We start from the raw sequence: 26,176 nt of genomic DNA on the forward strand, positions 1-26,176 counted from the left end.
ATGTATAAAACAGGTATTTTGAACAGCGAAATTTCTAAGGTATTAAGTGATTTAGGGCATACAGATACAATTATCATTGCTGATTGTGGATTACCAGTACCAGATGGTGTAAAAAAAATAGATTTAGCATTAACTTTTGGGCACCCATCATTTGAAGAAGTATTTAATTTAGTTAAAGCACATATGAAAATTGAACAGCTTACCATTGCAAATGAAATGATAAAACAAAATAGTGAGTTATATGTGAAATTATTAGCTGAAAATATTGATATGGTCACGGAATCCCATGAAAAATTAAAAATGTATAGTAAGGATGTTAAAGCAATTATAAGAACAGGTGAAGCGACACCTTACGCAAATGCAATTTTATCAAGTGGTGTTTTATTTTAAGGGGTGAAAAATATGATAACGATGAATCAAATTCATAAATCATTTGGTCAAAATGATGTCTTAAGAGGTGTTGATTTTGAAATCAATGATGCAGAAATACATGCCTTAATGGGTGAAAATGGTGCAGGTAAGAGTACGCTCATGAAAATATTAACAGGTGTATATAACGCTGATAGCGGTAATGTTTTAGAAAATGGCCAACCTATTCATTTTAAAAATACGATGGATGCTGAACAAAACGGTGTGTCATTTATACAACAAGAATTAAATATTTGGCCAAATCTTACAGTGCTTGAAAATTTATTTTTAGGAAAAGAAGAAACAAAAGTTTTTGGCATTGTTGATAATAAAAAAATGAAACAACGTGCTTTGGCTATTTTTAAAAAATTAAATATTGATATTGATTTAAATCGCATGGCAGGTACTTTATCAGTCGGTATGCAACAGATGCTCGAAATCAGTAAAGCATTAATGGAAAAATCGAAAATCATTATCATGGATGAGCCTACTGCAGCTCTGACAAATAACGAAATAAATACGTTGTTTGAACAAATCAAAAATTTAAAAAAAGAAGGCGTTTCTTTTATATATATATCGCATAGAATGGAAGAAATTTTTGCAATCTCAGATCGTATTACAGTAATGAGGGATGGTCGTTCGATATTAACTAAAGAAACTCAAAATACGACGCATGCTGAGATAGTAAAATCTATGATTGGTAGAGATTTAGATAATCAATACCCTGTTAGACAATATCATCAAGGTGATGTTGTGCTTTCTGTTGAAAATTTAGATTCGGCTGAACATCATTTAAAACATATTCATTTTGATTTACATAAAGGTGAAATACTTGGTTTTAGTGGTTTGATGGGTGCCGGTCGTTCAGAAATTATGAGAGTACTTTTTGGCTTAGATAAAGGGAATAAATCAGTGGAACTTAACAATCAGCAATTGCAGATTCAAAGTCCTAATCAATCCATTTCGCAAGGTCTGGCTTTTATCACTGAAAATAGAAAAGAAGAAGGTTTAGTTTTACAGGATTCAATTTTAGAAAATATTACATTACCTGCTTTGAAAAGTTTTTCAAGTTCTGGGTTTTTAACGCAACATGCTATGGAACAATATTCAGAACAAATGGTTCAGCGTTTAAATATTAAAGGCAAAATAGGAGATACTTGTGGCAACTTATCGGGTGGTAATCAACAGAAAGTAGTTTTGGCTAAATGGATTGCGACTGCACCACATGTGTTAATACTAGATGAACCAACACGAGGCATAGATGTAGGCGCCAAACGTGAGATATACCAATTGATGCATGAATTAACTGATCGAGGTATGTCTATTATTATGATTTCATCAGAACTACCAGAAATTATAGGTATGAGTGATAGAGTTGCGGTTGTACATGAGGGATCTATTGCAGGAACATTAGAGGGTTCAGCTATCACAGAAGAACGTATTATGACTTTAGCTACAGGAGGAAAATTAAATGAAACAGTCTAAATTATCATTTTCATATTCATATTTGGAAAAAATTATACCTTTTATTGGGTTAATACTATTAGTTGTTATTATTAGTGTCTTAAATAGTGCTTTTCTAGAACCTTCTAACTTATTTAATTTGTTAAGACAAGTTTCTATTAATGGTTTGATTGCATTTGGCATGACTTTCGTAATATTGACTGGAGGCATTGATTTATCAGTAGGTTCAACGTTAGCATTATCTAGTGCTTTTGTAGCGATTTTAATGGTTTCAGGTATGGATTCTATTGTAGCTCTATTCGTGGGTTGTATATTTGGTGCGATTTTGGGAGTTGTGAACGGCTTACTTATCACGATAGGTAAAATGGCACCTTTCATTGCAACGCTAGCTACAATGACTGTATTTAGAGGATTAACACTTGTTATTACAGATGGAAATCCCATTACAAATTTAAATGGCAGTTACGCATTTCAATTATTTGGTAGGGGCTATTTTTTAGGTATTCCAGTACCAGCTGTCACAATGTTTATTACATTTATCATATTATATATTGTGCTACATAAAACCGTATTTGGTAGACAGACCTATGCTATGGGTGGTAATGAAAAAGCAGCATTTATTTCAGGAATTAAAGTTAATAAAATTAAAATAATGATTTATAGTTTAGCCGGTTTAATGTCAGCTATGGCAGGATCAATTTTAACTTCACGTTTAAATTCAGCACAACCCACAGCAGGGATGTCCTATGAATTGGATGCCATTGCAGCAGTTGTACTAGGCGGAACTTCTTTAACTGGTGGTAAAGGTCGTATAGTTGGAACATTGATTGGTGTGTTAATTATTGGTGTTTTGAACAATGGTTTGAATTTACTAGGTGTATCTTCATTTTACCAACAAGTGGTTAAAGGTGTCGTTATTATCATTGCAGTACTGATAGATAGAAAAAATAAATAATTGGAGGTGTTGATATTGAAAAAGCTTTTTATAACTACAGTAGCTATTTTACTATTTTTAACAGGTTGTTCGCTAGAATCACCTATAGAAAAAAATGATAATGGTAAGGTAGATAAGAAAAAATCTGATGTTGTTATTGGTGTGAGTATTTCTACTTTAAATAACCCTTTCTTTGTGAAAATTAAAGATGGTATTGAGAAAGAGGCAAAGAAACAAGGTGTCAAAGTTAAGTTTGCAGATGCTCAAGATGATGCAGCGAAACAAGCTAATGATATTGATGATTTAATACAACAAAAGGTAGATTACTTGATTGTAAATCCAACAGATTCAGATGCGATATCAGGTAGTATTCAAATCGCGAATGATGAGGCAATACCAGTTATTACGTTAGACCGTGATGTAGCTAAAGGGGATGTTGCTTCATTTATTGCTTCTGATAATATTAAAGGCGGTGAAATGGGTGGTGAACTCATTGTCGATGAATTGGGTGAAGACGCGAAAGTAGCAGAACTTGAGGGCGTTCCCGGTGCCAGTGCTACACGTGAACGTGGTAAAGGTTTCCATAATGTCGCAGATAAATCACTTGATGTAGTTTCCAAACAAAGTGCTAAGTTTAATAGAACAGAAGGTTTAAATGTAACACAAAATATTATTCAAGCTCATCCTGACATCAAAGCTATTTTTGCTCAAAATGATGAAATGGCTTTAGGAGCAGTAGAAGCGATAGGAGATAAGGATATTAAAGTCATTGGTTTTGATGGTAATGAAGATGCGATAAAATCTGTTGAAAAGGGTAAGTTGTTTGCTACAGTTGCGCAACAACCTAATTTGATGGGAGAAGAAAGTATTAAAACAATAATGAATTTATATAATGGTAAAAAGGTTGAGAAAAAGAATAAAATACCTTTAGAAATGAAACGACAATAAATCATTTTGAAGTTTGAGTAATAAATAAAAAACCGGATGCATAAGGCACCGGTTTTTATTTATGTGTTTACTTAAATTTTTGTCGCTCTTGTTGTTCTTGAGCATATCGTTCAGGGTTTTTCTTATAAAAATTTTGATGCTCCGCTTCAGCTTCATAAAATGTAGAAGCGGGTAATATTTTTGTAGCAATAGCTTTTTCTTTATCTATACTTTGTTTTAATTGTTCTACATAATCTTCAGCTACCGCTTTTTGGTCTTCATTTGTATAAAAAATTGCTGTTTTATATTGTGACCCTCTGTCTTGGAATTGTCCACCTTCATCAGTTGGATCTATTACAGAAAAGAATATTTCTAATAATTTATTGTAGGAAAATAGAGCAACATCATACTCTATTTCAACTGTTTCGTAATGCCCGGTGTCACCCGTTTTAACTTCTTCATACGACGGATTATCTGTATGACCTCCCATGTAACCAGAAGTCACTTTCTCAATCCCTTCAAATGTGTCGAAAGGCTTGACCATACACCAAAAGCAACCTCCAGCGAAGTATGCTTTGTTTATATTCATGTTTAACATCCTTTCCATATTAGACCTTAGTACCATATATTAAGATATCACTTGATTTTTATTCAGTTTTTATATAACTTTAATATATGTTAATTATAGTACATAGCAGTGCAATTTTGAAGATATAAGGTTGATTACATATGAATGAACACAAACACAGTAGTAAAGAAAGTGCAAACACAGAAGAACAACCAACGATGCGTAGGACAAAAAAGAGGAAATTAAAAAAATTTCCGATTGTAATTTTAATCATTGTAATTATTTTAGCCATTATTATTGGTTATTCTGTTCATGGTTATAAATCAGGTATTGAATACGCAAAAGATCATGGTAAAACGCTCAAGCAACATAAATTTAATGGTGCTAAAAAAAATGATGGAAAAATTACGATTATGGTCTTAGGTGCAGATAAAGAGCAAGGTGGTATTTCTAGAACCGACTCGATTATGATTGCACAATATGATTATATTCATAAAAAGATGAAGATGATGTCTGTAATGCGAGATATTTATGCAGATATACCAGGCAATGGGCAACATAAAATTAATTCAGCTTATTCTATCGGTGGACCTGAATTATTACGACAAACATTAAAGAAAAACTTAGGTATAGACCCTGAGTATTATGCAATACTTGATTTTACCGGTTTTGAAAAAATGATTGATGAACTGGAACCAAACGGTGTACCGATTGATGTTGAAAAAGATATGTCTAAAAATATAGGCGTATCACTGAAAAAAGGTCATCATCGATTAAATGGTAAAGAATTATTGGGTTATGCTAGATTTAGACATGATGAAGAAGGCGATTTTGGACGTGTAAGACGTCAACAACAAGTCATGCAATCACTTAAACAAGAATTGGCTAGTTTAGATACGCTACCTAAATTGCCTAGAGTTGCAGGTATTTTAAGAGGTTATTTAAATACGAATATGCCAGATTCTGCGCTCATTCAAACTGGTTTGAATTTTGGAATACGTGGTGATAAAAAAGTAGACTCTATCACTTTACCTGTACCAAACACTTATCAAGATATTCAGTCACCAATGGATGGTAGTGCGCTAGAAATCGATAAAGCAAAAAACAAAGAAGAAGTACAGAAATTTTTGAATGAATGATGATTAAAAGCATTCATTTAAATGTGAATGAAATATAAATCTCATACTTAAAAAGGGCTAATCCATTTTGATATGCTCCCTTCAAAGTAGACACTTAAAAATGTAAACTTTGAAGGGAGCTTTTTTTTATTTGAAAATTTACGATTTTGATCGTGCATGCTTGCCTGGGGATATGATTCGAGCCTGTAGTCTCTCACTCATATCATTACCCCGGGCGTCCGCACGATGCAAAATCTCTATAAGAGATGTGTTTTAATACAAAAGAAATAACTTCGTATTATTTAACTTATAGAACTAATAGAAGGTCATATTTTTAATCAACCAAAAGATATAACTTAATATGAGTACACATGATGGAAGCGTCCATTTTATATAAAAAACTTACGATTTTGATCGTGCATGCTTGCTTGGGGATATGGTTCGAGTCTGTAGTCTCTCACTCATATCATTACCCCGGGCGTCCGCACGATGCAAAATCTCTATAAGAGATGTGTTTTAATACAAAAGAAATAACTTCGTATTATTTAACTTATAGAACTAATAGAAGTTCATATTTTTAATTAAACAAAAGATATAATTTAATATGAATATACATGATGGAAGCGTCCATTTTATATAAAAAACTTACGATTTTGATCGTGCATGCTTGCCTGGGGATATGATTCGAGCCTGTAGTCTCTCACTCATATCATTACCCCGGGCGTCCGCACGATGCAAAACCTCTATAAGTGATGTTGTTGAAAATAGTTTTATATGTCTATATGCATTATTCGTTTCTTTGGTCATATCATTGATCAATGAATAAACCTTTGAATAGTAAAAAAACATCAATCTCTATATGTTTGTAATAGATATTGATGTTTATGTTCTAGCTTTTTGATATGTAATTTATTGTTGATCTGATTTTCTAATTCCAGCAACACCATAATGAGAAGCTTTCATTTCTTCTATTACAACTTGTATAGCGTCTTTGTTAGCACCTGTTGTTTTCTCTACTGCATTAGTAACTTCTGTGACTAAATTTTTTAGTTGTTCATCAGAACGACCTTCTAACAGTTTTACATTTACTATTGGCATTTAAATTCCTCCTAAAGCTATTTTTATACATTATAGCATGAAAATTCACAAAATTATAAAAATATAAATAAGAACATTTGTTCTCATTTATATTGAAATAGAACGTGTGTTCTTATATAATGTAAGTGATTAAGGGAGGAATGTTATATGTATGAATTTTATGATTACAATCTGTTAGAGGAAAGAGATATATTGTGTATTGATCAAAAAAGTTTTTTTGCAAGTGTTTCTTGTATACAAAAAGGATTAGACCCAATGAAAGAAAAGTTAGCAGTTGTTGCGGATACTAAGAGACAGGGATCGGTTGTATTGGCTGCTACGGGTCCACTAAAATCTATAGGCATTAAAACAGGGTCAAGATTATTCGAAATCCCTCATAGAAATGATATATATATTATCAATCCAAGCATGAGAAAATATTTGGAAGTTTCAGTAGCAATCTCTAAAATCGCTTTACGTTATGTTGCTCCAGAAGATTTACACCAATATAGTATTGATGAATTTTTTATGGATGTAACAAATAGTTATCACAGATTTAGTAGTACAATTCAATCTTTTTGTAAAAAATTACAATATGAAATTCTAGAAGAAACAGGTATACAGTGTTCAATAGGTATTGGATCAAATATGTTATTGAGTAAAGTTGCAATGGATGTAGAAGCAAAACATACTGATGATTTCATTGCTGAATGGAGATATCAAGATGTGTCGCACAAACTTTGGCCTATTTCACCATTGAGTAAATTTTGGGGTATTAGTAGAAAAACAGAAGCAAAAATGAATAAAAGAGGTATCTTTACTATAGGTGATTTAGCTCATTATCCATATCAATATTTAAAAAGGGATTTTGGTACTGTAGGTGTGGATTTACATTTGCATGCAAATGGTATTGATCAAAGTAGAATAAGAGACAAATATAGTGTAGTTAATCCTTCAATTTGTAAGAGTCAAATATTGATGCGTGATTACCATTATGATGAAGCTAAAATAGTGATGCAGGAATTAATTGAAGACGTAGCGAGTCGTGTTAGAGCAAGAAATAAATTAGCTAAGACGATACACTTTTCATTTGGTTATAGTGACCAAGGAGGGGTGCAGAAACAATACACATTAGAAGACCCAACAAATTTAGATGGTACTATTTTTAAGGTGGTTGAATATTTAGCAGATAAATTATGTGATCCAACAATGTTGTACAGAACGGTGAGCATTTCACTCACACAGTTTATAGATGAGCGAAATACACAGTTGAATTTATTTATAGATGAATACGAAAGAAAAAGGAATGAAAAATTGGCCAAAACGATTGATGCGCTACATCAAAAATTTGGTAAAGGTATCGTATCTAAAGCAATTTCCTATACAGATGCAGGCACAAAACATGGGCGTTTAGGACTTATGGCAGGGCATAAAATGTAAAAATTAAAATGATAAACTGAACGTTTAATATGTCATAAATCAATTTCATTAGTAATATATGGAACGGGGATAATTTTAAGTAAGTTTATACGGTGCAGCCCGTCCCTAAAGTAGCTGTTGAATCAAAATTAGTTAGCTTTTTAACAAATACAATTTAAATAACGTATTTATAACATAATATATGATTTGTCTATGCTAGGTAAGTAAAAAAACTAACGCACATCTATTAAACATGTAAATATAATATTGGCATGATAAGAAGAAAATATCATAGACTTTACATTACTATTATGAGTTATTTAAAAAAGTATGATGTCTAGATAGTAATAAAGCATAAATTGTATCTAGATGAGGTGTTGTTAATTTATACTTTCGAGCTTGTCGATATAGAAAACCTTGTATTCCATCGATTTCTAATGGGGTATTTGAAAGCACATCATAATACATGCTTGTTCCCATATCGTCTGGATAACCTTGATAAATTGTCATTATTTCTTCAATAACGTTATCAGAAAGGTTGATACCAGAATGTTTAGCTATCATATAACCCTCATTTAATAACGATATGCATAATGATTTAATATGGGGTTGCTTGAGAATAGATGCAGGCTGTATTCCAAGAGCTGTAACTGTATTGATTGCTAAATTAACTAATAGTTTATACCAGATTTCCACTTCAATATTTTTATGTAACACAAGTGAAAGTCCACTTGAAGCTAATAATTTTTTCAATGATATAGTGTTATCATCTTGTTGTAAATGCAGTATTTCATCTCTAAAATGAATCACATGTTGAGCGGTTTTTTGACCACTAATATAAGTTACAGCTTGATATATGTGTGGGAAAGGAAGTTTTAAGTGTTGTCCATATCCATTTTGAGCTAGTATAACAATAGTAGTATCTTGTGATAAATGCTTGATTTGTTCATATAATCCCTCTAAATGTGGAATTTTAACAGCGATGAATATAATATCTAATGGTTCAGTAATATCTGATGCTTTAACAACATTAAGTACTATATTTAAATTATTCGAAGCATCTTGATAGGTAATGTGCTCATTACGTCGACCAATTAAATATACTTTATGTTCTGTTGCTAAAAGTTGAACTGTGATGCAACTACCAACAGCACCAGGACCAATAATACCTATCTTTTTCATTTATAGTTGACCTCCGTTTATTTAGAAAATAAAATTATAATAGATATGTTTATGATAGTAATCAATAATGAAGTGTTAATCAACTAAAAATGTAAAAATATATTTTGAACAGGAGCATAAATCAAATGATAAAAACTATGATGAATGGAAAAATACATCGTGCACGTGTAACAGAAGCTAACCTTGATTATGTTGGTAGTATCACGATAGATCGTAATATTTTAGATGCAGTAGATATATTACCTAATGAGAAAGTTGCAATTGTTAATAATAACAATGGAGAAAGATTAGAGACCTATGTGATTGAAGGAGAACGTAATAGTGGAAAGATATGCCTGAATGGTGCAGCTGCTAGGCTTGTTCAAGTAAATGATATTATTATTATTATGTCTTATGTACAAGTTACTGCAGAAGAAGCATTAAATCACAATCCAAAAGTCGCGCTTATGAATGAAAAAAATGAAATTATAGAGATGATACAAGAAGAAGAAGGAAAATTGCTAAACTAGTTATGTAAAATAACATTTGAAATATAAACAGTCCCATCCAAATTATATCGATATACGAGAATGAAACGATATGAGCCTAGCGTAGCTTTCTAACAAAAGAAAACTGCGCTAGGCTCATATTTATATTTGGTAATATATTGAAAATACTTTTAAATTTAGCGTTGTAAAAAACAACAATTATTACTACAGAAATGAGTGATTGGCTTAAATATATTATTTACGATTTATGCAAACAAAAACTAAATAAAGCAATAACAATTAAGTAATTAAACTTTTTAAAAAAGAAAAAATCTATTCAATATAAGTATCAAAATCACTTAATGCTTCAGCACCTTTTTTACGGTCTTCTGGATTTTTAAAGCTAATACGTAACGCACCATAAATATCTTCACGGACTTCTAATATTCTTAAGTTGCTTATAGAAATATTATGTAAACTAAGGGTGTGTGTTACTTGGCTAATCATACCCGGTTTATCCGGAATATCTACATAAAGATCATACTCTATAGATAGTGCACCTTGTGATTTAAGGGGGAGTTCATCTCTATATACTTTTGCATCATTATAAAAATGATATAACGCATCGGGTTTATTTTCTTCAACGAGTGTAATGACATCCTCCATTTGTGATTTCCATTCTTTTAATATATCAACAATAGTATTTTTATTTTCAATAGTAATATCACGCCACATGATTGGACTGCCACTTGCAATTCTTGTAATGTCTCTAAAGCCTCCAGCAGCAAGTGTTTTAACTAATGAAGAGTGAGATGCGTGGTTTGCATTTAAATGCACGAGACTCGACGCAATGATATGAGGGACATGACTAACGATGCCTGTCACAAAATCATGTTCTTGTGGATTAGTAGCAATAAATTTTGCATTTGTTGTACTAAGTAATGAGCGTATTTCATCAAAAGCTTTATCATTTGCAGGTTCGTCGTGAACCAAAACATAAAAAGCATTTTCAAATAAATGTTTCTTTGCATTGAGTACGCCAGATTTATGACTACCTGCCATCGGGTGACCACCAATTAGGTGAATATTGTGATTTAAAAGATATTGTTCATATTGCAAAATCGTCAATTTAGTACTGCCAGTATCGGTAACTATGACGTCAGACTTTGTTTGATAGTTTGGTAGTTCTTGTAAGTATTTGATTGTTTGTTGCACAGGTGTGGCATAAATAATGATATCTGCATTTTCCACACAGGTTTTATAATCAGTAGATTGATAATCAATAATTCCAATAGATAAAGCTTTTTCTAATTGGGAGCGATCTGCATCATATGCAGTGATTTCAATTTCATTGTGATAATATCTTAGATTACTTGCCAAGCTACCACCAATTAAGCCTAAACCTACGAAAAGTATTTGTTTCATTTTGCTGACCACCTCTATCAAAATTTTCAGAATAGTAACATTGTATAGTAGGAGTAGTTAATTCGCAATACATGTTTTATTTTCTACTTCATAAGCAGAACGCATTTATAAGATCATTAGCTTAAACAATTTCAATATAATTAAAACATTAAGTTATCAGATTACTTTAAATAAGTAGAAGAATTTAAAAATAAGAGTTGACAAGAAAGAATGAAGCTTGTATTATTCTAGTTAATTCATTTTGCAACGACAGTTGCCGTTTGAAAGGTAAAGTAACATATATGATTTGTAGCAAGTAGAAAGCTAATGGTAGATGAAAATTAGCACAACATATATTGTGAATTGGGCTTTTAAACGTAAGTATAATATAATAATTTTTAAAGTGAACAATGAAATTGTTAACTAAGGTGGCACCACGGTAACGCGTCCTTACAGCATGCGTTAGTGTGGTGTTTTTTTATATAAAAAAACAAAATGTAGTAAGTTGTGAATGGTAGCAAGCAGAAAGTTAGTGGTAGATGAAAACTAACACCTACACATACTGAAATTGGGTTTTGTTGGATTAAAATTGCATAATTAAATGAGTGAGTAGATGAGACTGATATGATCTACTAATTTAGGTGGTACCGCGCATCAGCGTCCTTAATTAATATTTAAGGATGCTGATTTTTTTATAAGGAGGAGTAAAAATGAAGGTGCAATATCAAAAAGTAAACGCTGAAGTAACACCAGAAGCATTGGCAAGATTGAAAAAACAAAAAATAGTATTGGAAAGTACAGAACAGTCTAAAGTGAAAGGGCGTTATTCAATTGTAATATTTGATGTATACGGCTCGGTGACTTTAGATAATGAAAATATGGTCATTCAATATAATGATAAGCATACAGAGATAGAAAACGAAGCACCATATGAAAAACTGAAAGCTTTTATAGATCAATATAAAGTAGAAATAGAAGACGAAGATTTAGCACAATTACCATTTATCTCAGGATTTGTTGGATCATGCAGTTTTGATTTGGTAAGACATGAATTTCCTGTATTAAAGCAAATCGACTTAGCTGACCATAAACAACACGATGCTAAATTTTACATGGTAGAAGATGTATACGTGTTTGATCATTACAAAGAGCATCTATATGTTATATCCACAAACTTGTTTTCAAATGAAAATGAAGAGCAATTAGCATTACGTGTCAAAAGACATGTTGATGAGTTGCAAAATATAAGTATATATCCTTCGCCTATAAAAAATGACATAAAAGACAAAGCAATTGAATCGAACATTACACCAAATCAATTTAAAAAAACTGTAAGTGAAATGAAATCATTGATACAACAAGGAGACATGTTTCAAGTTGTACCCTCAATTATATATAAGTATAAACATGATTTTGGAATGAATTTACAACAGTTATCGTATCAGCTTTATCAGAATTTAAAGAGACAAAACCCAAGTCCTTACATGTATTATTTGAATTTTGATGAACCGATTATTGTAGGTAGTTCACCTGAAAGTTTTGTCAAAGTGAAAGGGCAAACTGTAGTCACAAATCCTATAGCTGGAACAATTAAACGAGGCGCGACTGACAAAGAAGATCTTGAAAATGAAAAGCAGCTAATCAACGATGAAAAAGAGATAAGTGAACATAGCATGCTTGTTGATTTAGGTAGAAATGATATTCATAGAGTGAGTGAAATTGCTAGTTCTAAAATTGAAAAGTTAATGTCAATTGAGCGCTATGAACATGTTATGCATATTGTTAGTGAGGTAACAGGAAAACTGAAATCAAATTATTCACCAATGACTGTAATTGCAAGTTTATTACCTACAGGCACCGTGTCAGGAGCACCTAAATTAAGAGCAATACAAAGAATTTATGAAGCCCAACCTCAAAAACGAGGTGTATACAGTGGAGGGATAGGATATATCAACTGTAATCATGACCTAGATTTTGCTTTGGCGATTCGTACAATGATGATTGATGATACATACATCAATGTAGAAGCAGGATGTGGTGTCGTTTATGATTCAATACCTGAAAAAGAATTAGAAGAAACAAAATTAAAAGCCAAAAGTTTATTGGAGGTATCACCATGATTTTAGTAGTGGATAATTACGATTCTTTTACGTATAACTTAGTCAATATTGTAGGAAAGACTTCTGATGTAATTATTAAGTATCCAGATGATCCTGAAATATTTGATTTAAAAATAGATGGTTTGATTATATCGCCAGGACCTGGGCATCCGTTAGATACTAGCTATTTAGTCAATATTATTGAACATTATAAACATAAACCTATATTAGGTGTATGTCTGGGCTCACAAGCATTGACATGTTACCACGGAGGTGATGTTATCCAAGGTGAAAAAATATGTCACGGTAAAAAAGATATGATGCAGATTGTAAATGAATCCAAACTATACCGAAATATTACAGAATATTCTGAAATAATGCGCTATCATTCCTTAATTAGTGACCCAAAAACGTTACCTGATACATTAAAAATAACTGCTCAAACAAAAGATAGTATTCAATCATTTGAGCATATTAATGATTTACATTTTGGCATACAATATCACCCAGAATCTTTTGCTACGGAATACGGTGAAGCAATCATAAGTAACTTTTTAAATATAGTAGAGGAGGTCAATTATAATGAGTCTACAAAATCATATAAAACAGTATAAGCCACTTAATCAAACACAAATGAACGAATTTATAGAATTATTAATCACAGATCAACTAGAAGATGATACAAAACGAGAGCTGTTAGAAGCCTTTTCGGAAAGAGAGACTAGTCAAGCGGAATTAACATATATTTCAAAAAGCTTAATAGGGTCTATGTATCCTACACAGCCAACTTTTCCTAATAGTATGTGTGTTTGTGGTACTGGCGGAGATAAATCTAATAGTTTTAATATTTCAACAACTGTTTCTTTTGTACTGGCAAGTGCAGGTGTACCAGTTATTAAACATGGTAATAGAAGTGTTACATCAGCATCAGGTAGTACTGATTTATTAAATGCTATGCGTATTCCAACGCGAAGTGTTGAGGAAACATCAACACATTTAAAAACACAGGGGCTTGTTTTTTTAAATGCGACTGAAACGTATCCAATTATGAAGCATATTCAACCGTTAAGAAAAGCCATTAGTAATCCAACTATTTTTAATATTACTGGACCATTAATTAATCCATTCAAATTAGATTATCAAGTTATGGGTGTCTATGAACCGTCTCAATTAAATAAAATTGCGCAAACATTAGCAGATTTAGGTAGAAAAAGAGCAATCGTCTTACATGGTGCAAATGGTATGGACGAAGCAACATTATCTGGCAATAACACACTATATGAAGTGACGGAAGACAAACACATTAAATCTTATTCTATAAATGCAACAGATTTAGGGTTAGATTATGCACCAAATACGGATTTAAAAGGTGGCACACCTCAAGAAAATTTAGAAATTACAAAACAAATATTAAATGGTAAAGATCAAAGCGCTAAAAGAGATGTGGTGCTATTGAATGCAGGCATTGCCTTATATGTTGCTGAAAAAACAGCCACTATTCAAGAAGGTGTTCATAAAGCAAAAATATTAATTGAAAATGGAGATGCACTCAAACAATATAACAAAATGGGAGGCAAAACGTATGACTATATTGGATGAAATCGTAGCTTATAAAAAGGAATTATTGAAGGATGGCTATTATACAAAAAAATTATCAGACCTTGATGAGGTAGACATTACGCATAAACAAACGTTTGAGTCACAGTTAGCACAAGCTGATCAATTATCGGTTATCGCTGAGATTAAATCGAAAAGTCCGACATTATCTGAACTTCCAGGGAGAGATTTGAAACAACAGGTTAAGGCGTATGAAGCATATGGTGCCAACGCAGTTTCAATCTTAACGGATGAACATTATTTTGGAGGGAGTTACGAACGATTACAAACTTTGACACAAGTAACTGATTTACCAGTATTGTGTAAAGATTTTGTAGTTGATCCTATTCAAATTGATGTTGCTAAAAAGGCAGGAGCGTCTATTATCTTACTTATTGTAAATGTATTGACTGATCAACAGTTGAAAGCCTTATATGATTATGCGATATCAAAAAATTTAGAAGTATTAGTAGAAGTACATGATAAAGAAGAATTGGAACGTGCTTACAAGCTAGATCCCAAAATTATTGGTGTGAACAATAGAGATTTAAAACGGTTTGTAACAGATGTTTTGCATACAAATGAAATATTAGAGAATAAAAAAGCAGGTTATTATTATATTTCTGAAAGTGGTATTCGCAACAAACAAGATGTTGCAAGTATTATAAACGCAGGTATTGATGGTTTACTTATCGGTGAATCGTTAATGAAATGTGATGATTTAAGTCAATTTTTACCAAGTCTAAAGTTAGATAAGGTGAAGGTATGAAATTGAAATTTTGTGGTTTTAAAACAATTGAAGATGTATATAAAGCAAAAGATTTAGATATTGATGCAATTGGTTTTATTCATTACCCCAAAAGCAAACGTTATGTGGATATCGATAAGATAGAAGCATTTGCTAACATAATACCAGAAGATAAAGACAAAGTAGTAATTGTAGTGAATCCAGATTATCAAACAATCAGTAATCTCATAGATAATACAAATATAACTACTATCCAATTACACGGATTGGAAAATTTAGAGACCATTCATTTTATACGTCAAAAAAAAGACAATGTAAAAATTATTAAAGCATTGCCTGCACAAAACGCTAATACATTAGCGAAGCACATTCAATATTATAAAGGTTTTGTAGATCAATTTATTATTGATACACCATCAATTGCTTATGGTGGTACTGGCCAATCCTATGATTGGGAAATCTTAAAAGATATAGAAGATGTGGATTTTTTAATAGCTGGCGGTATGGATTATAAAAATATTCAAAGAGTGAGTAAACTTAATTTAAATCATAATGGTTATGATATTGCTAGTGGTATCGAAACAAATGGTGTAAAAGATAGCGAAAAAATGCAAGCAATCATAGAACTTGTAAAAGGAGTTAATTAAATATGGTTAAAAACATACAGACAGAAGCAGATGAATTTGGATTTTTCGGTAATTTTGGTGGGCAATATGTCCCAGAAACATTAATGCCAGCAATTCAAGAACTTAAACAAGCTTATGCAAAAGCTAAAATAGATCCTAAGTTTCAAAATGAACTGAAGAATTATTTAAAAGATTATGTAGGAAGAGAGACACCATTAACATATGCGGCATCATATACAGAAGCGCTAGGCGGGGCAAAAATATATTTAAAAAGAGAAGATTTAAATCATACTGGTGCCCACAAAATTAATAATGCCCTAGGTCAAGCACTTTTAGCTAAAAGAATGGGCAAAAATAAATTAGTTGCAGAAACAGGTGCAGGACAACATGGAGTTGCTAGCGCGACAGCAGCAGCATTATTTGATATGGAGCTCGTGGTGTTTATGGGCGAAGAAGATATCAAGCGACAAGAGTTAAATGTATTTAGAATGGAATTACTTGGTGCAAAAGTTGAACCCGTGACTGAAGGACAAGGTACATTATCTGATGCAGTAAATAAGGCGTTACAATATTGGGTGAGTCATGTAGACGATACACATTATTTATTAGGGTCTGCTTTAGGACCAGATCCATTCCCGACTATAGTGAGAGATTTCCAAAAAGTTATAGGTACTGAAATCAAAGATCAAATCATAGAGAAGGAAGGGTGTTTACCAGATGCGTTAATTGCATGCGTAGGTGGAGGATCAAATGCTATTGGTACATTTTATCCATTTATCCAAGATGATGTTGCACTATATGGTGTAGAAGCAGCAGGAGAGGGCATTGACAGTGATAAACATGCGCTCGCAATAAATAAAGGGCATGAAGGTATTTTACATGGTACAAAAATGTATTTAATACAAGATGACAATGGACAGATAGAATTAGCGCATTCAATCTCAGCTGGATTAGATTATCCGGGCGTAGGACCTGAGCATTCGTATTATCATGATATTGGTAGAGTTAAATATGCAACTGCTAATGATAGACAAGCGATGGATGCATTGGTGAAATTTACCCAGGCAGAAGGAATTATACCAGCGATAGAAAGTGCACATGCATTAAGTTTTGTTGAAGAGCTAGCACCATCTATGGATAAAGATCAAATCATTGTCGTAACTGTGTCAGGACGTGGTGATAAAGATATGGAAACGATTAGAAACTACATGAGACAAGGTGGCGAAAGTAATGCATAAATTATTTATTCCCTATATCATGGGGAACAAAAATTTTATTGAAAATATGAAAATATTAAGTGAATCAGGCGCGGATATTATTGAAGTAGGCGTTCCATTTTCAGATCCAGTAGCTGATGGGCCAGTGATTATGGAAGCTGGAAATAAAGCAATACAACAAGGCGTGAATATCGCATATATTTTTGATGAACTGACTGCACATCGTGATTCTATAAACAGTCAATATGTACTTATGACGTATATCAATATTATTAATCACTATGGAGAAGATGCATTTTTTGATGCATGTGAAAAAGCTGGTGTATATGGATTAATTATACCTGATTTGCCACATGAACTTGTCCAACAATTAAAAGATAGACATCCTCATCGTAAAGTTAATATTATTTCATTAATTGCTATGACAACATCTGATGAACGCATCGATCAAATTTCTGAAAATGCGGAAGGGTTTATCTATACAGTTACAATGAATGCAACAACTGGAGAAAATGGAAAGTTTCATCCAGAACTAAAACGAAAAATTGAAAAAATTAAAAACAAAGCACATGTACCTGTAGTGGCCGGTTTTGGTATTCGTACTAAAACGCATGTTAATGACATTAGCGAAGTAGCTGATGGCGTAGTCATCGGTAGTGAAATCGTTAAACGGTTTGAACATGACCAAAAAGAAACGACAATCGCGTATCTAAATTCGATTAGAACAACCCTAGATGATGTACAAATTAATGAATGATGTGTAATGTTTATTTTAGGTGGGTATTATTTGAAATAGATAGTCAAAATTGAAACATCGAAATGTATTCGATGTGATTTCAAGTAGATAATAACCTAAATAAATGAAGAGGTGACAATCGTGAATAAAAAAGTTTTATTCATTATAACAAGTAGAGCACAATATGAAGATGGCACACCAACTGGATTATGGTTGGAGGAGGCAAGTGAACCATATCATATTTTAACAGAATCAGGTATCGACGTAGATATCGTTTCAATTGAAGGTGGAGAAATTCCTTTAGATCCAAATTCAACTCAAAATGACGAATTAACGAAATATGCACAATTTGTAGGGAAAATAAGTGATGTACCAAGTATAGATAACATTAATGTTTCAGATTATGATGCAGTTTATCTACCAGGTGGACACGGTACAGTATTTGATTTTGCTCACAATCAAAAATTAGCTACTATCTTAGCTGATTTTAAAGATGAAGGCAAGTTTATAAGTTCTGTATGTCATGGACCAAGTGCATTTGTCGGTGCAAAAGATAAAAATGGTAAATATCTCGTAGAAGGTGTTACTTTAACATCATTTACAGATGATGAAGAGCGTACGATGGGACTAGAGAATAAAGTACCATTCTTAACACAAACAGAATTAGAGCAACAAGGCGCTAAATTCGTTACCAAAGATAACTTTACCGAACATGTTGAAACAGATCGTCAATTCATCACTGGTCAAAATCCTCAATCAAGTGTAGCAATCGGTGAAGCATTAAAAGATGCTTTAAAATAGGTGGGATTTTAAAAATAAGTTATATTGGGTAACACGAACTACTAACAAGTAAAAAACTTGTTAGTAGTTTTTATATTTACATAAATAAATTAAGATTTGTGTTTAAATAGTTATTCTTTGTTAGAATAAAAGTAATGCTATAATAAAACAATACATAAATTATAAGTAAATTGTAGCATTTAGTAATTCTAACTAGGGTATCGATTTTGTTTTATAATTGAATATTGTATAATAATTAAGATTAAAGTTTAAACTCGAAATAAAGTACTATAGACAAATAGGAGTATATAAAATGAAATTTACGAATTTAACTGCAAAAGAGTTTGGTGCATTTGTTGATCACATGCCCAACAGTCATTTCACACAGATGGTAGGGAATTATGAGTTAAAAATTGCAGAAGGCACAGAAACACATTTAGTAGGCGTTAAAAATAATGAAAATGAAGTTATAGCAGCATGTTTATTGACGGCTGTACCAGTTATGAAAATATTTAAATATTTTTATACAAATCGTGGACCAGTGATTGATTTCGAAAATAAAGAACTCGTCCATTATTTTTTCAATGAATTAGCTAAATATGTAAAAAAACATAATGCATTATATTTAAGAGTAGATCCATACTTGGCATATCAATATCGAAATCACGATGGAGATGTATTAGAAAATGCAGGTCATGATTGGATCTTCGATAAAATGAAACAACTTGGTTATAAACATCAAGGATTTTTAACTGGTTTTGATCCAATTATTCAAATAAGATTCCATTCTGTATTAGATTTAAAAGATAAGACAGCAAAAGATGTACTAAATGATATGGATAGTTTACGTAAACGTAATACGAAAAAAGTTCAAAAAAATGGCGTGAAAGTCAGATTTTTAGGCGAAGATGAATTACCTATTTTCCGTTCGTTTATGGAAGATACTTCAGAATCTAAAGATTTCGATGATAGAGAAGACAGTTTCTATTACAATAGGTTAAAGTATTATAAGAATCGTGTATTGGTGCCATTAGCTTATATGGATTTTGAAGCATATATCGATGAACTCAAGTCAGAGCGTGAAGTGTTAAGTAAAGATATCAACAAAGCGCTGAAAGATATAGAAAAACGTCCTGAAAATAAAAAAGCATATAATAAAAAAGAAAATTTAGAAAAACAACTTATTGCAAATCAACAAAAAATTGATGAAGCTAAGTCATTACAAGAACAACACGGTAATGAATTACCAATTTCAGCAGCATTCTTTATTGTTAATCCGTACGAGGTAGTGTATTACGCTGGAGGAACATCTAACGAATTTAGACACTTTGCGGGAAGCTATGCAATACAATGGAAAATGATAAATTATGCAATCGATAATAATATTGATAGATATAACTTCTATGGCATAAGTGGTGATTTTTCAGAACATGCAGAAGATGCAGGTGTTGTTAAATTTAAAAAAGGCTTTAACGCTGATGTAGTTGAATATGTTGGTGATTTTATAAAACCAATAAATAAACCAATGTACAAAATTTATACAATGTTAAAGAGATTAAAAGATAAAAAGTAACACGTATTATATTTAGAAAGGAACTAGCTATAATGAAATTTACAGAGTTAACTGTCAAAGAATATGACAATTTTGTACAAAATCCAGCATTAGAGAGTCATTACTTTCAAGTAAAGGAAAATATAGCTACTAGAGAAGAAGATGGTTTTCAAGTTGTTTTATTAGGCTTAAAAGATGATGATAATCAAGTTATCGCAGCTAGTCTTTTCTCTAAAATCCCAACTATGGGTAGCTATGTATATTATTCAAACCGCGGTCCAGTCATGGATTATAATGATTTAGGTTTAGTTGATTTCTATTTACGTGAATTAGATACTTACCTTCAAAAACAAAATTGTTTATATGTGAAAATGGATCCTTATTGGATATACCAAATTTATGATAAAGATATTAATCCAATGCCTGATTATCAAGAAAATGATGCACTTGTTAATTTATTTAAATCACATGGATATACACATCATGGTTTTACAACAGAATATGATACATCAAGTCAAGTTAGATGGATGGGCGTACTTAATTTAGATGGTAAATCACCAGCGTCATTAAAAAAACAGTTTGATAGTCAAAGAAAACGAAATATTAATAAAGCAATTAATTTTGGTGTGAAAGTAAGATTTTTAGAAAGAGATGAATTTGACATCTTTTTATCACTTTATCGTGAAACTGAAAAACGAGCTGGTTTTGTATCAAAAACTGATGAATATTTCTATAATTTCATAGATAATTATGGCGATAAAGCTTTGATTCCTCTAGCTTATATTGATCTAGATGAATATATTACGAATACGCAAGAAAGTATAAATGAAAAAGAAGCGCGTAGAGATCAAATGATGCAAAATGAAAATAAATCTGATAAGCAATTGAAAAAAATTGCTGAAATCGATAAACAAATTGAACATGATAAAAAAGAATTATTACATGCGAGTGAATTAAGACAGACAGATGGCTCAATCTTAAACCTTGCAGCAGGCGTATATTTCGCTAATGCGTATGAAGTGAATTATTTCTCAGGTGGATCATCTGAAAAATACAATCAATATATGGGGCCTTATATGATGCATTGGTTTATGATTAACTATTGTTTTGATCATGGATATGGCCGTTATAATTTCTATGGCTTATCTGGTGACTTCACTGAAAATAGTGAAGATTATGGTGTTTATCGATTCAAACGAGGTTTCAGCGTACAAATCGAAGAATTAATTGGTGATTTTTATAAACCAATCAAAAAAACGAAGTATAAGTTATTCAATACGCTTAACAATATTAGAAAAAAAATTAAAAAATAAAAAGAAAGCATACTGGTATATAAGCCCTAAGCCAGTATGCTTTCTTATGTTCAAAAGAGGCTGAGACATAATGGATTCCTACAGCCTCATTTCATGTAGGAAGAAATCATTTTAATAAAATTAGATTTCGTCCCACTCCTTTTGTGTGGATTTTCATGCGATGTCAACTCTGGTTGTTTTCCACATTTTTAGTATATATCTCACTAATCAGAAGTGCAATATCATTTTATTATATAAACAGAATAGTAAATTAATAAATAATATTATTCAAAAATTTTAGGTTAAAAAAGTATTTCTAATATATTAGAAATACTTTTTTAAAAATAATTAACGTAAAGCATCTATGAGATAAGTTATTCCAATAATAAAGAAAACTGCGCTCATAAATACTGCGATAACAACGGCAGCTATCAATGGATTAAACAATAAAATGATACCAAATATAATTTCTATAATGTTTAATATAATAGATACTATATGAAATCGTTTGTTTGCGCCTTCTGCTGGTGTAATCGTAAACATATTCAAAAGTGCATTAATAATAAACCATATAGCAAATAAATAAACAATAAATGTTGTACTTGTTACTACATTAAATAGTATAAGTATACCAATAATAATGTTGATAATACCTAAGATAATCAGTAAATTTGAACCATTCTGCGTGGCTTGTTTCATAATACGTCTTACAAAAATTTCAATAAAGCCATTAATTATAAATAAAATACCTATTAACCAAGTAATGGCAAATAAATTTTCTTCAGGAAAACTAATGATAAAAACGCCTATAATCAAGAAGAAAACACCTATTAATAAACTGGACCATTTGATACCTGATTTTTGTTGCATGTTTTTCACTCCAATCTCAATAATATTTACCCAAAATGAAAGTATTCAACACTTTAGTAAATAATAATATTATTATGTTAACAAAATTGAATAACAAAGTAACCTGTTTTGTTTGATTTAATAAATATTTAGGTTCACTCTATAATATGTATGGTTTTAAAATTAAGTATTCGTTTTAGGAGTGTATGATCAGTGGGAATTTCGATTCAAAAATCAATTTATAAAAAACTATTAAAAAATTTAGCGACTGAGCCGTTTAGTGTAACATTTTGGGATGGTTCAACCGTACATTATAACGATGGAATTGCTAAATTTCATTTAACTTTCAATAAGCCATTAAATAAAAAATTGTTAAAAGCAAATCCGATGATTGCATTAGCAGAAGGCTATATGGATAAGTATATTGAAGTCAGTGGTGATTTAGAATTTATTATGGAGTCCATCTTTTCACAACAAAAAAGTTTTATTAATAAACCTAAGCAAAAATATGTGCACTCTCGTAAAAAATATAAAAACAATAAAAAAACTGCGAAAGAAAATGCTTCATTTCATTATGATTTAGGCAACGATTTTTATCGCTTATGGTTAGATGAAACAATGAATTATTCTTGTGCATATTTTAAAACGAAAGAAGATTCGTTATATACAGCTCAAGTTAACAAGATTAACCATATATTAAAAAAGCTTAATTTACAATCTGGACAAAATTTATTAGATATTGGATCTGGATGGGGACATCTTATTATTGAAGCTGCAAAACAATATAATGTCCAAACGTTAGGTATTACATTAAGTGAAGAACAATATATTAAAACAAAAGAGCGCATTAAAGCTGAAGGTTTGATCGGTCAAGTGGATGTTAAGTTAATGGATTATAGAGAACTTATTAATGAAAAGAGAACATTTGATCGCATTGTAAGCGTAGGCATGTTAGAACATGTTGGCCATGATCATATTCCTATATTCATGGAAAATACACATAAGCTATTGAACGATGGCGGTGTGGCCTTATTGCATTGTATTACTGGACTTGTAGAAGTAGAAGGTAACGACTTTCTCACTAAATATATTTTTCCTGGAGGTGCAATTCCTTCTATAAGAGCGTTAGTTGACAATATGTCACAAAATAACTTGAAAATTGTAGATGTAGAAAGTTTAAGAAGGCATTACACGTTAACTTTACGCAACTGGGCAGAAAATTTTGAAGCAAATATAGATAAAGTACGAGAACAATTTGATGAGAGGTTTATAAGAATGTGGCGTTTGTATTTGAATGCATGTGCAGCAAACTTCACATGTGGTGTTTCCGATTTGCACTAATTTTTAATCACAAAAGGCGTCAATAACGAACTGCCAATGACAAGAGCTTATTTATACAAAGATAATTAAAATAAAATTTTTGATCAATAGTGTTGAAATTTTACTTTTAGTCTCAACACTATTGATTTTTATATGATACAGTAACATAAACATTTAATTAACGTTATTTATATTATGTAAACTTATAATTGTATATGCTAATTTTTAAACCACAAGTTAAGTAAGGATTGTTATAAATATTATTTGATAGTAATACTCTTATAATTAATAGTAAGTATAATTACTTTTTAAATGAAATATCTCAATTGAAACGCTGAGAAGTTGATTTTTGAACGTTGAACTTTGTTTTTGTGTATCTATGTAAATGTGATTGCAACTGAGCGATAAATTGATTTGTGATAATGTTATTGTCATTTAGATTACTGTAAATACACGTTGCGGATGGTTAAGAAAAAGTAACATCCAATTAGTGATGTTCACACGAATGAAATATGATGTGCTTGTCAGTTTAAATCAATTTTGTATTTGTAGTTTAAGTTTTGGTTAAATTAATTAAGGACATATTATATGATGAAATCTCATAGATAAATCAGCATACATATATGAATTAACATTTTAGTTTACATAATATATATTATAGGAAGTTATGTATATTATGATATAAGGGACCTATCTTATAATTATTATGTTATTTACGTTTGTTCTAATTTATTTTCGTTAGCTTTTTGAATAACCAATTTCATATTCTAGTTGTAGTTTAAATTAGATTATTCGTTATCTACTTTAATAACTGTAATTATTAAGTTGCTAAGGAATCACTCTATATAGTGATTTGTATTGCATTTTAAATTATGTAGCGATACGTATCTATTAATTATTTACTAAAATCTATTAAACATTATATGAAGATTACAGTTTTAATCATTGATATTGAAATATAGTTGATAAATTTACATAAAATATATGCCTTTATCAAATCGTAATTTTTTTGATTTAATAAAGGCATATCATCATTGCTTGTTTTTTACATAAACATCTATGGAGTCTTTAATGAATTGAGCAGTGCCTGTGCCAAATTTATCAAGATTTACTTTGAATCGCTCGTCTTCGATATACATATTACCTAAGGACTCAAAAATATCTAATGTGTAATTAAAATTTAAGTTTGAATTTAAATAATCATACCATTTTTGTACGTTTGACTGGACTTCAACAGATTCTGGTGGCTGACTTTTTAAATTAGCGAAAGTTGAAAAGATATCATTCATTTCTTTTGATTTTACATCTTTTTCTTTATCTGACCATGAGTTAATAGGTTGGTTAGCTTTTATAATCATGCTATCACCCCACTTTTTACGTGCTTCTTCATCATAGCTTTTAGGTGAATTATCAAAATTAAAACCTTCGAATTTTTCTTCATTTGTCATTGTTATTTCTCCTCTCATGTGACGTAATGTTTGATCGATTGTTTGAATCATTTGATCAGTACGATTTTTTCTTTCAATTAGTAATTGCTTGTGTATTTTTAACGCTTCTTGTCTATCGAAAGACGGGCTATCAATGATTGATTTTATTTTTTTAAGAGAAAAGTCGAGTTCTCTAAAAAATAAAATTTGCTGTAGTTTATCTAGGTCTGCTTCTGAATATAGCCGATATCCTGACTTGGACAGTTTTGTTGGATTTAATAAATTAATTTCATCATAGTAATGTAACGTCCGCACACTAATACCTACTAAATTGGCTATTTGTTTGACCGTCATTTGCATTTATCTTACCTCCTCATATAATGACTATAATGCTTAACGGAACGTCAGGGTCAATAATAAATTTTGTTTTATTAGCAATATAATAAAAATAAAAAGTCCCTGAGACAAAAAATGTCTGGGGACTTTCGATATTAATAAATGATCTTTGCATTTTTATTTCGACGTTACCTTTAACAATTATTTTTTTCTTTTAAATTCGTGTGTTTCGTCTTCAGGTGAGATACCACGTTTTTTCATTTCTTTTAATGCCTTTTTTTCTCGACGTTTACGTCTGAAGTCACGTGTAAAGTACCAAATTAAAAAGCTCATGATTAAACTTAATACCGCCATAAATGCAGCAAAACCTAATAAAGGCTCGTAAGTAATATTTTCAAAATTAGGTATTAAGAATGCAGCAATAGCTAATATAACAAATGTTAAAATAGCAGCTGCAAACCATTTATTTAAAACAAGTGTACAGAATAATGTAACTACTATAACAGCCACTACTGTAATCCATAAAAAATTAGGTAAATCAAAAATAGTCATTTATAGCGCTCCTTATAAAAATCGACATATTAGTCATTATAACAATTATACTAAATGACATTATATATCATATCCATC

Annotated in this window: 24 protein-coding genes and 1 pseudogene; 18 read left to right on the plus strand and 7 right to left on the minus strand. The window is 31.1% G+C overall.

Annotation, left to right across the window (positions count from 1 at the left end; genetic code table 11):
* From rbsD to KA867_RS05310, 4 genes are read left to right on the plus strand one after another with little or no spacing between them, the layout of a single operon-like run.
* The gene (gene rbsD / locus KA867_RS05295) at positions 1–390 is read left to right on the plus strand and encodes a D-ribose pyranase (protein WP_107384575.1); all 390 of its coding nucleotides are present in this window, start codon (positions 1–3) and stop codon (positions 388–390) included.
* Positions 391–402: 12 nt separating this feature from the next.
* Positions 403–1,893, plus strand: a complete 1,491-nt coding sequence (locus KA867_RS05300; protein ID WP_210137247.1) for a sugar ABC transporter ATP-binding protein — start codon at positions 403–405, stop codon at positions 1,891–1,893.
* Complete coding sequence (locus KA867_RS05305) at positions 1,880–2,827, plus strand: ABC transporter permease subunit (protein WP_210137248.1); 948 nt, start codon at positions 1,880–1,882, stop codon at positions 2,825–2,827. Before KA867_RS05300 ends, KA867_RS05305 begins: the two co-directional genes overlap by 14 nt.
* Positions 2,828–2,842: 15 nt before the next feature.
* Positions 2,843–3,754: a D-ribose ABC transporter substrate-binding protein gene (locus KA867_RS05310; protein WP_210137249.1), complete on the plus strand. Its 912-nt coding sequence runs from the start codon at positions 2,843–2,845 to the stop codon at positions 3,752–3,754.
* Positions 3,755–3,821: 67 nt separating this feature from the next.
* On the opposite strand, the gene msrA is transcribed toward KA867_RS05310, so the two are convergent.
* Positions 3,822–4,322: a peptide-methionine (S)-S-oxide reductase MsrA gene (gene msrA, locus KA867_RS05315; protein WP_026034773.1), complete on the minus strand. Its 501-nt coding sequence runs from the start codon at positions 4,320–4,322 to the stop codon at positions 3,822–3,824.
* A 140-nt stretch (positions 4,323–4,462) separates the two neighbouring features.
* On the opposite strand from msrA, the gene KA867_RS05320 reads away from it, so the two are divergent.
* Entirely contained in the window at positions 4,463–5,440 is a 978-nt protein-coding gene (locus KA867_RS05320) for an LCP family protein (RefSeq protein WP_210137250.1), read from the plus strand.
* An 888-nt stretch (positions 5,441–6,328) separates the two neighbouring features.
* Here the strand turns inward: KA867_RS05320 and KA867_RS05325 are convergent.
* Positions 6,329–6,517: a 2-hydroxymuconate tautomerase gene (locus KA867_RS05325; RefSeq protein WP_107384581.1), complete on the minus strand. Its 189-nt coding sequence runs from the start codon at positions 6,515–6,517 to the stop codon at positions 6,329–6,331.
* Between the two features lie 147 nt (positions 6,518–6,664).
* Between KA867_RS05325 and KA867_RS05330 the strand changes: the two genes are divergently transcribed.
* The gene (locus tag KA867_RS05330; RefSeq protein ID WP_210137251.1) at positions 6,665–7,936 is read left to right on the plus strand and encodes a Y-family DNA polymerase; all 1,272 of its coding nucleotides are present in this window, start codon (positions 6,665–6,667) and stop codon (positions 7,934–7,936) included.
* A 288-nt stretch (positions 7,937–8,224) separates the two neighbouring features.
* On the opposite strand, the gene KA867_RS05335 is transcribed toward KA867_RS05330, so the two are convergent.
* Positions 8,225–9,097 (minus strand): oxidoreductase, encoded by an 873-nt coding sequence (locus KA867_RS05335; RefSeq protein WP_210137252.1) that lies wholly within the window; start codon positions 9,095–9,097, stop codon positions 8,225–8,227.
* A 125-nt stretch (positions 9,098–9,222) separates the two neighbouring features.
* Here KA867_RS05335 and panD point away from each other — a divergent pair, with 125 nt between their 5' ends.
* Positions 9,223–9,606, plus strand: coding sequence for an aspartate 1-decarboxylase (panD, locus tag KA867_RS05340; protein WP_210137253.1), 384 nt, complete (start codon positions 9,223–9,225; stop codon positions 9,604–9,606).
* Between the two features lie 291 nt (positions 9,607–9,897).
* Here the strand turns inward: panD and KA867_RS05345 are convergent, their stop codons facing one another.
* A complete protein-coding gene (locus KA867_RS05345; protein WP_210137254.1) occupies positions 9,898–10,989 on the minus strand; it encodes a prephenate dehydrogenase in 1,092 nt (363 codons plus the stop codon).
* 689 nt (positions 10,990–11,678) lie between these two features.
* On the opposite strand from KA867_RS05345, the gene KA867_RS05350 reads away from it, so the two are divergent.
* From KA867_RS05350 to KA867_RS05395, 10 genes are all read left to right on the plus strand, one after another.
* Entirely contained in the window at positions 11,679–13,088 is a 1,410-nt protein-coding gene (locus KA867_RS05350) for an anthranilate synthase component I (protein ID WP_210137255.1), read from the plus strand.
* Positions 13,085–13,681: an anthranilate synthase component II gene (locus KA867_RS05355; RefSeq protein ID WP_210137256.1), complete on the plus strand. Its 597-nt coding sequence runs from the start codon at positions 13,085–13,087 to the stop codon at positions 13,679–13,681. Before KA867_RS05350 ends, KA867_RS05355 begins: the two co-directional genes overlap by 4 nt.
* Positions 13,650–14,666, plus strand: a complete 1,017-nt coding sequence (trpD, locus tag KA867_RS05360) for an anthranilate phosphoribosyltransferase (protein WP_210137257.1) — start codon at positions 13,650–13,652, stop codon at positions 14,664–14,666. Before KA867_RS05355 ends, trpD begins: the two co-directional genes overlap by 32 nt.
* The gene (gene trpC, locus KA867_RS05365) at positions 14,650–15,432 is read left to right on the plus strand and encodes an indole-3-glycerol phosphate synthase TrpC (protein WP_107384588.1); all 783 of its coding nucleotides are present in this window, start codon (positions 14,650–14,652) and stop codon (positions 15,430–15,432) included. The genes trpD and trpC overlap by 17 nt, the downstream gene beginning before the upstream one ends.
* On the plus strand, positions 15,429–16,058 hold the full coding sequence (locus tag KA867_RS05370; RefSeq protein ID WP_210137258.1) for a phosphoribosylanthranilate isomerase: 630 nt from the start codon (positions 15,429–15,431) through the stop codon (positions 16,056–16,058). The genes trpC and KA867_RS05370 overlap by 4 nt, the downstream gene beginning before the upstream one ends.
* A gap of 2 nt (positions 16,059–16,060) precedes the next feature.
* A complete protein-coding gene (trpB, locus tag KA867_RS05375; RefSeq protein WP_210137259.1) occupies positions 16,061–17,275 on the plus strand; it encodes a tryptophan synthase subunit beta in 1,215 nt (404 codons plus the stop codon).
* Entirely contained in the window at positions 17,268–18,011 is a 744-nt protein-coding gene (gene trpA / locus KA867_RS05380; RefSeq protein ID WP_210137260.1) for a tryptophan synthase subunit alpha, read from the plus strand. The genes trpB and trpA overlap by 8 nt, the downstream gene beginning before the upstream one ends.
* A 120-nt stretch (positions 18,012–18,131) precedes the next feature.
* The gene (locus KA867_RS05385; protein ID WP_210137261.1) at positions 18,132–18,791 is read left to right on the plus strand and encodes a type 1 glutamine amidotransferase domain-containing protein; all 660 of its coding nucleotides are present in this window, start codon (positions 18,132–18,134) and stop codon (positions 18,789–18,791) included.
* Positions 18,792–19,083: 292 nt separating this feature from the next.
* Complete coding sequence (locus KA867_RS05390; RefSeq protein WP_210137262.1) at positions 19,084–20,343, plus strand: aminoacyltransferase; 1,260 nt, start codon at positions 19,084–19,086, stop codon at positions 20,341–20,343.
* Between the two features lie 32 nt (positions 20,344–20,375).
* On the plus strand, positions 20,376–21,635 hold the full coding sequence (locus tag KA867_RS05395) for an aminoacyltransferase (RefSeq protein WP_210137263.1): 1,260 nt from the start codon (positions 20,376–20,378) through the stop codon (positions 21,633–21,635).
* A 327-nt stretch (positions 21,636–21,962) separates the two neighbouring features.
* Here KA867_RS05395 and KA867_RS05400 read toward each other — a convergent pair whose 3' ends face one another.
* Positions 21,963–22,484 (minus strand): DUF308 domain-containing protein, encoded by a 522-nt coding sequence (locus tag KA867_RS05400; protein ID WP_210137264.1) that lies wholly within the window; start codon positions 22,482–22,484, stop codon positions 21,963–21,965.
* Positions 22,485–22,688: 204 nt separating this feature from the next.
* Between KA867_RS05400 and KA867_RS05405 the strand changes: the two are divergent.
* Positions 22,689–23,873, plus strand: a pseudogene (locus tag KA867_RS05405) (class I SAM-dependent methyltransferase).
* 941 nt (positions 23,874–24,814) lie between these two features.
* On the opposite strand, the gene KA867_RS05410 reads toward KA867_RS05405, so the two are convergent.
* Positions 24,815–25,570, minus strand: coding sequence for a MerR family transcriptional regulator (locus KA867_RS05410; RefSeq protein WP_210137265.1), 756 nt, complete (start codon positions 25,568–25,570; stop codon positions 24,815–24,817).
* A gap of 177 nt (positions 25,571–25,747) precedes the next feature.
* The gene (locus KA867_RS05415; protein WP_210137266.1) at positions 25,748–26,098 is read right to left on the minus strand and encodes a hypothetical protein; all 351 of its coding nucleotides are present in this window, start codon (positions 26,096–26,098) and stop codon (positions 25,748–25,750) included.
* Positions 26,099–26,176: the final 78 nt, after the last annotated feature.

Origin of the sequence: Staphylococcus sp. GDH8C109P, from assembly GCF_017893405.1 — a bacterium.
Classification (GTDB): Bacteria; Bacillota; Bacilli; order Staphylococcales; family Staphylococcaceae; genus Staphylococcus; species Staphylococcus cohnii.

Bases quoted from the DNA above. Each gene is read 5' to 3' on its own strand.
- trpC (WP_107384588.1), top strand. From the start codon at position 14,650: ATGACTATATTGGATGAAATCGTAGCTTATAAAAAGGAATTATTGAAG.
- KA867_RS05305 (WP_210137248.1), top strand. From the start codon at position 1,880: ATGAAACAGTCTAAATTATCATTTTCATATTCATATTTGGAAAAAATT.
- KA867_RS05410 (WP_210137265.1), bottom strand. From the start codon at position 25,570: ATGCAAATGACGGTCAAACAAATAGCCAATTTAGTAGGTATTAGTGTG.
- trpA (WP_210137260.1), top strand. From the start codon at position 17,268: ATGCATAAATTATTTATTCCCTATATCATGGGGAACAAAAATTTTATT.
- KA867_RS05335 (WP_210137252.1), bottom strand. From the start codon at position 9,097: ATGAAAAAGATAGGTATTATTGGTCCTGGTGCTGTTGGTAGTTGCATC.
- KA867_RS05320 (WP_210137250.1), top strand. From the start codon at position 4,463: ATGAATGAACACAAACACAGTAGTAAAGAAAGTGCAAACACAGAAGAA.
- KA867_RS05350 (WP_210137255.1), top strand. From the start codon at position 11,679: ATGAAGGTGCAATATCAAAAAGTAAACGCTGAAGTAACACCAGAAGCA.
- KA867_RS05415 (WP_210137266.1), bottom strand. From the start codon at position 26,098: ATGACTATTTTTGATTTACCTAATTTTTTATGGATTACAGTAGTGGCT.
- msrA (WP_026034773.1), bottom strand. From the start codon at position 4,322: ATGAATATAAACAAAGCATACTTCGCTGGAGGTTGCTTTTGGTGTATG.
- trpB (WP_210137259.1), top strand. From the start codon at position 16,061: ATGGTTAAAAACATACAGACAGAAGCAGATGAATTTGGATTTTTCGGT.
- KA867_RS05330 (WP_210137251.1), top strand. From the start codon at position 6,665: ATGTATGAATTTTATGATTACAATCTGTTAGAGGAAAGAGATATATTG.
- KA867_RS05370 (WP_210137258.1), top strand. From the start codon at position 15,429: ATGAAATTGAAATTTTGTGGTTTTAAAACAATTGAAGATGTATATAAA.
- KA867_RS05395 (WP_210137263.1), top strand. From the start codon at position 20,376: ATGAAATTTACAGAGTTAACTGTCAAAGAATATGACAATTTTGTACAA.
- trpD (WP_210137257.1), top strand. From the start codon at position 13,650: ATGAGTCTACAAAATCATATAAAACAGTATAAGCCACTTAATCAAACA.
- KA867_RS05325 (WP_107384581.1), bottom strand. From the start codon at position 6,517: ATGCCAATAGTAAATGTAAAACTGTTAGAAGGTCGTTCTGATGAACAA.
- KA867_RS05300 (WP_210137247.1), top strand. From the start codon at position 403: ATGATAACGATGAATCAAATTCATAAATCATTTGGTCAAAATGATGTC.
- KA867_RS05390 (WP_210137262.1), top strand. From the start codon at position 19,084: ATGAAATTTACGAATTTAACTGCAAAAGAGTTTGGTGCATTTGTTGAT.
- KA867_RS05345 (WP_210137254.1), bottom strand. From the start codon at position 10,989: ATGAAACAAATACTTTTCGTAGGTTTAGGCTTAATTGGTGGTAGCTTG.
- KA867_RS05355 (WP_210137256.1), top strand. From the start codon at position 13,085: ATGATTTTAGTAGTGGATAATTACGATTCTTTTACGTATAACTTAGTC.
- panD (WP_210137253.1), top strand. From the start codon at position 9,223: ATGATAAAAACTATGATGAATGGAAAAATACATCGTGCACGTGTAACA.
- rbsD (WP_107384575.1), top strand. From the start codon at position 1: ATGTATAAAACAGGTATTTTGAACAGCGAAATTTCTAAGGTATTAAGT.
- KA867_RS05400 (WP_210137264.1), bottom strand. From the start codon at position 22,484: ATGCAACAAAAATCAGGTATCAAATGGTCCAGTTTATTAATAGGTGTT.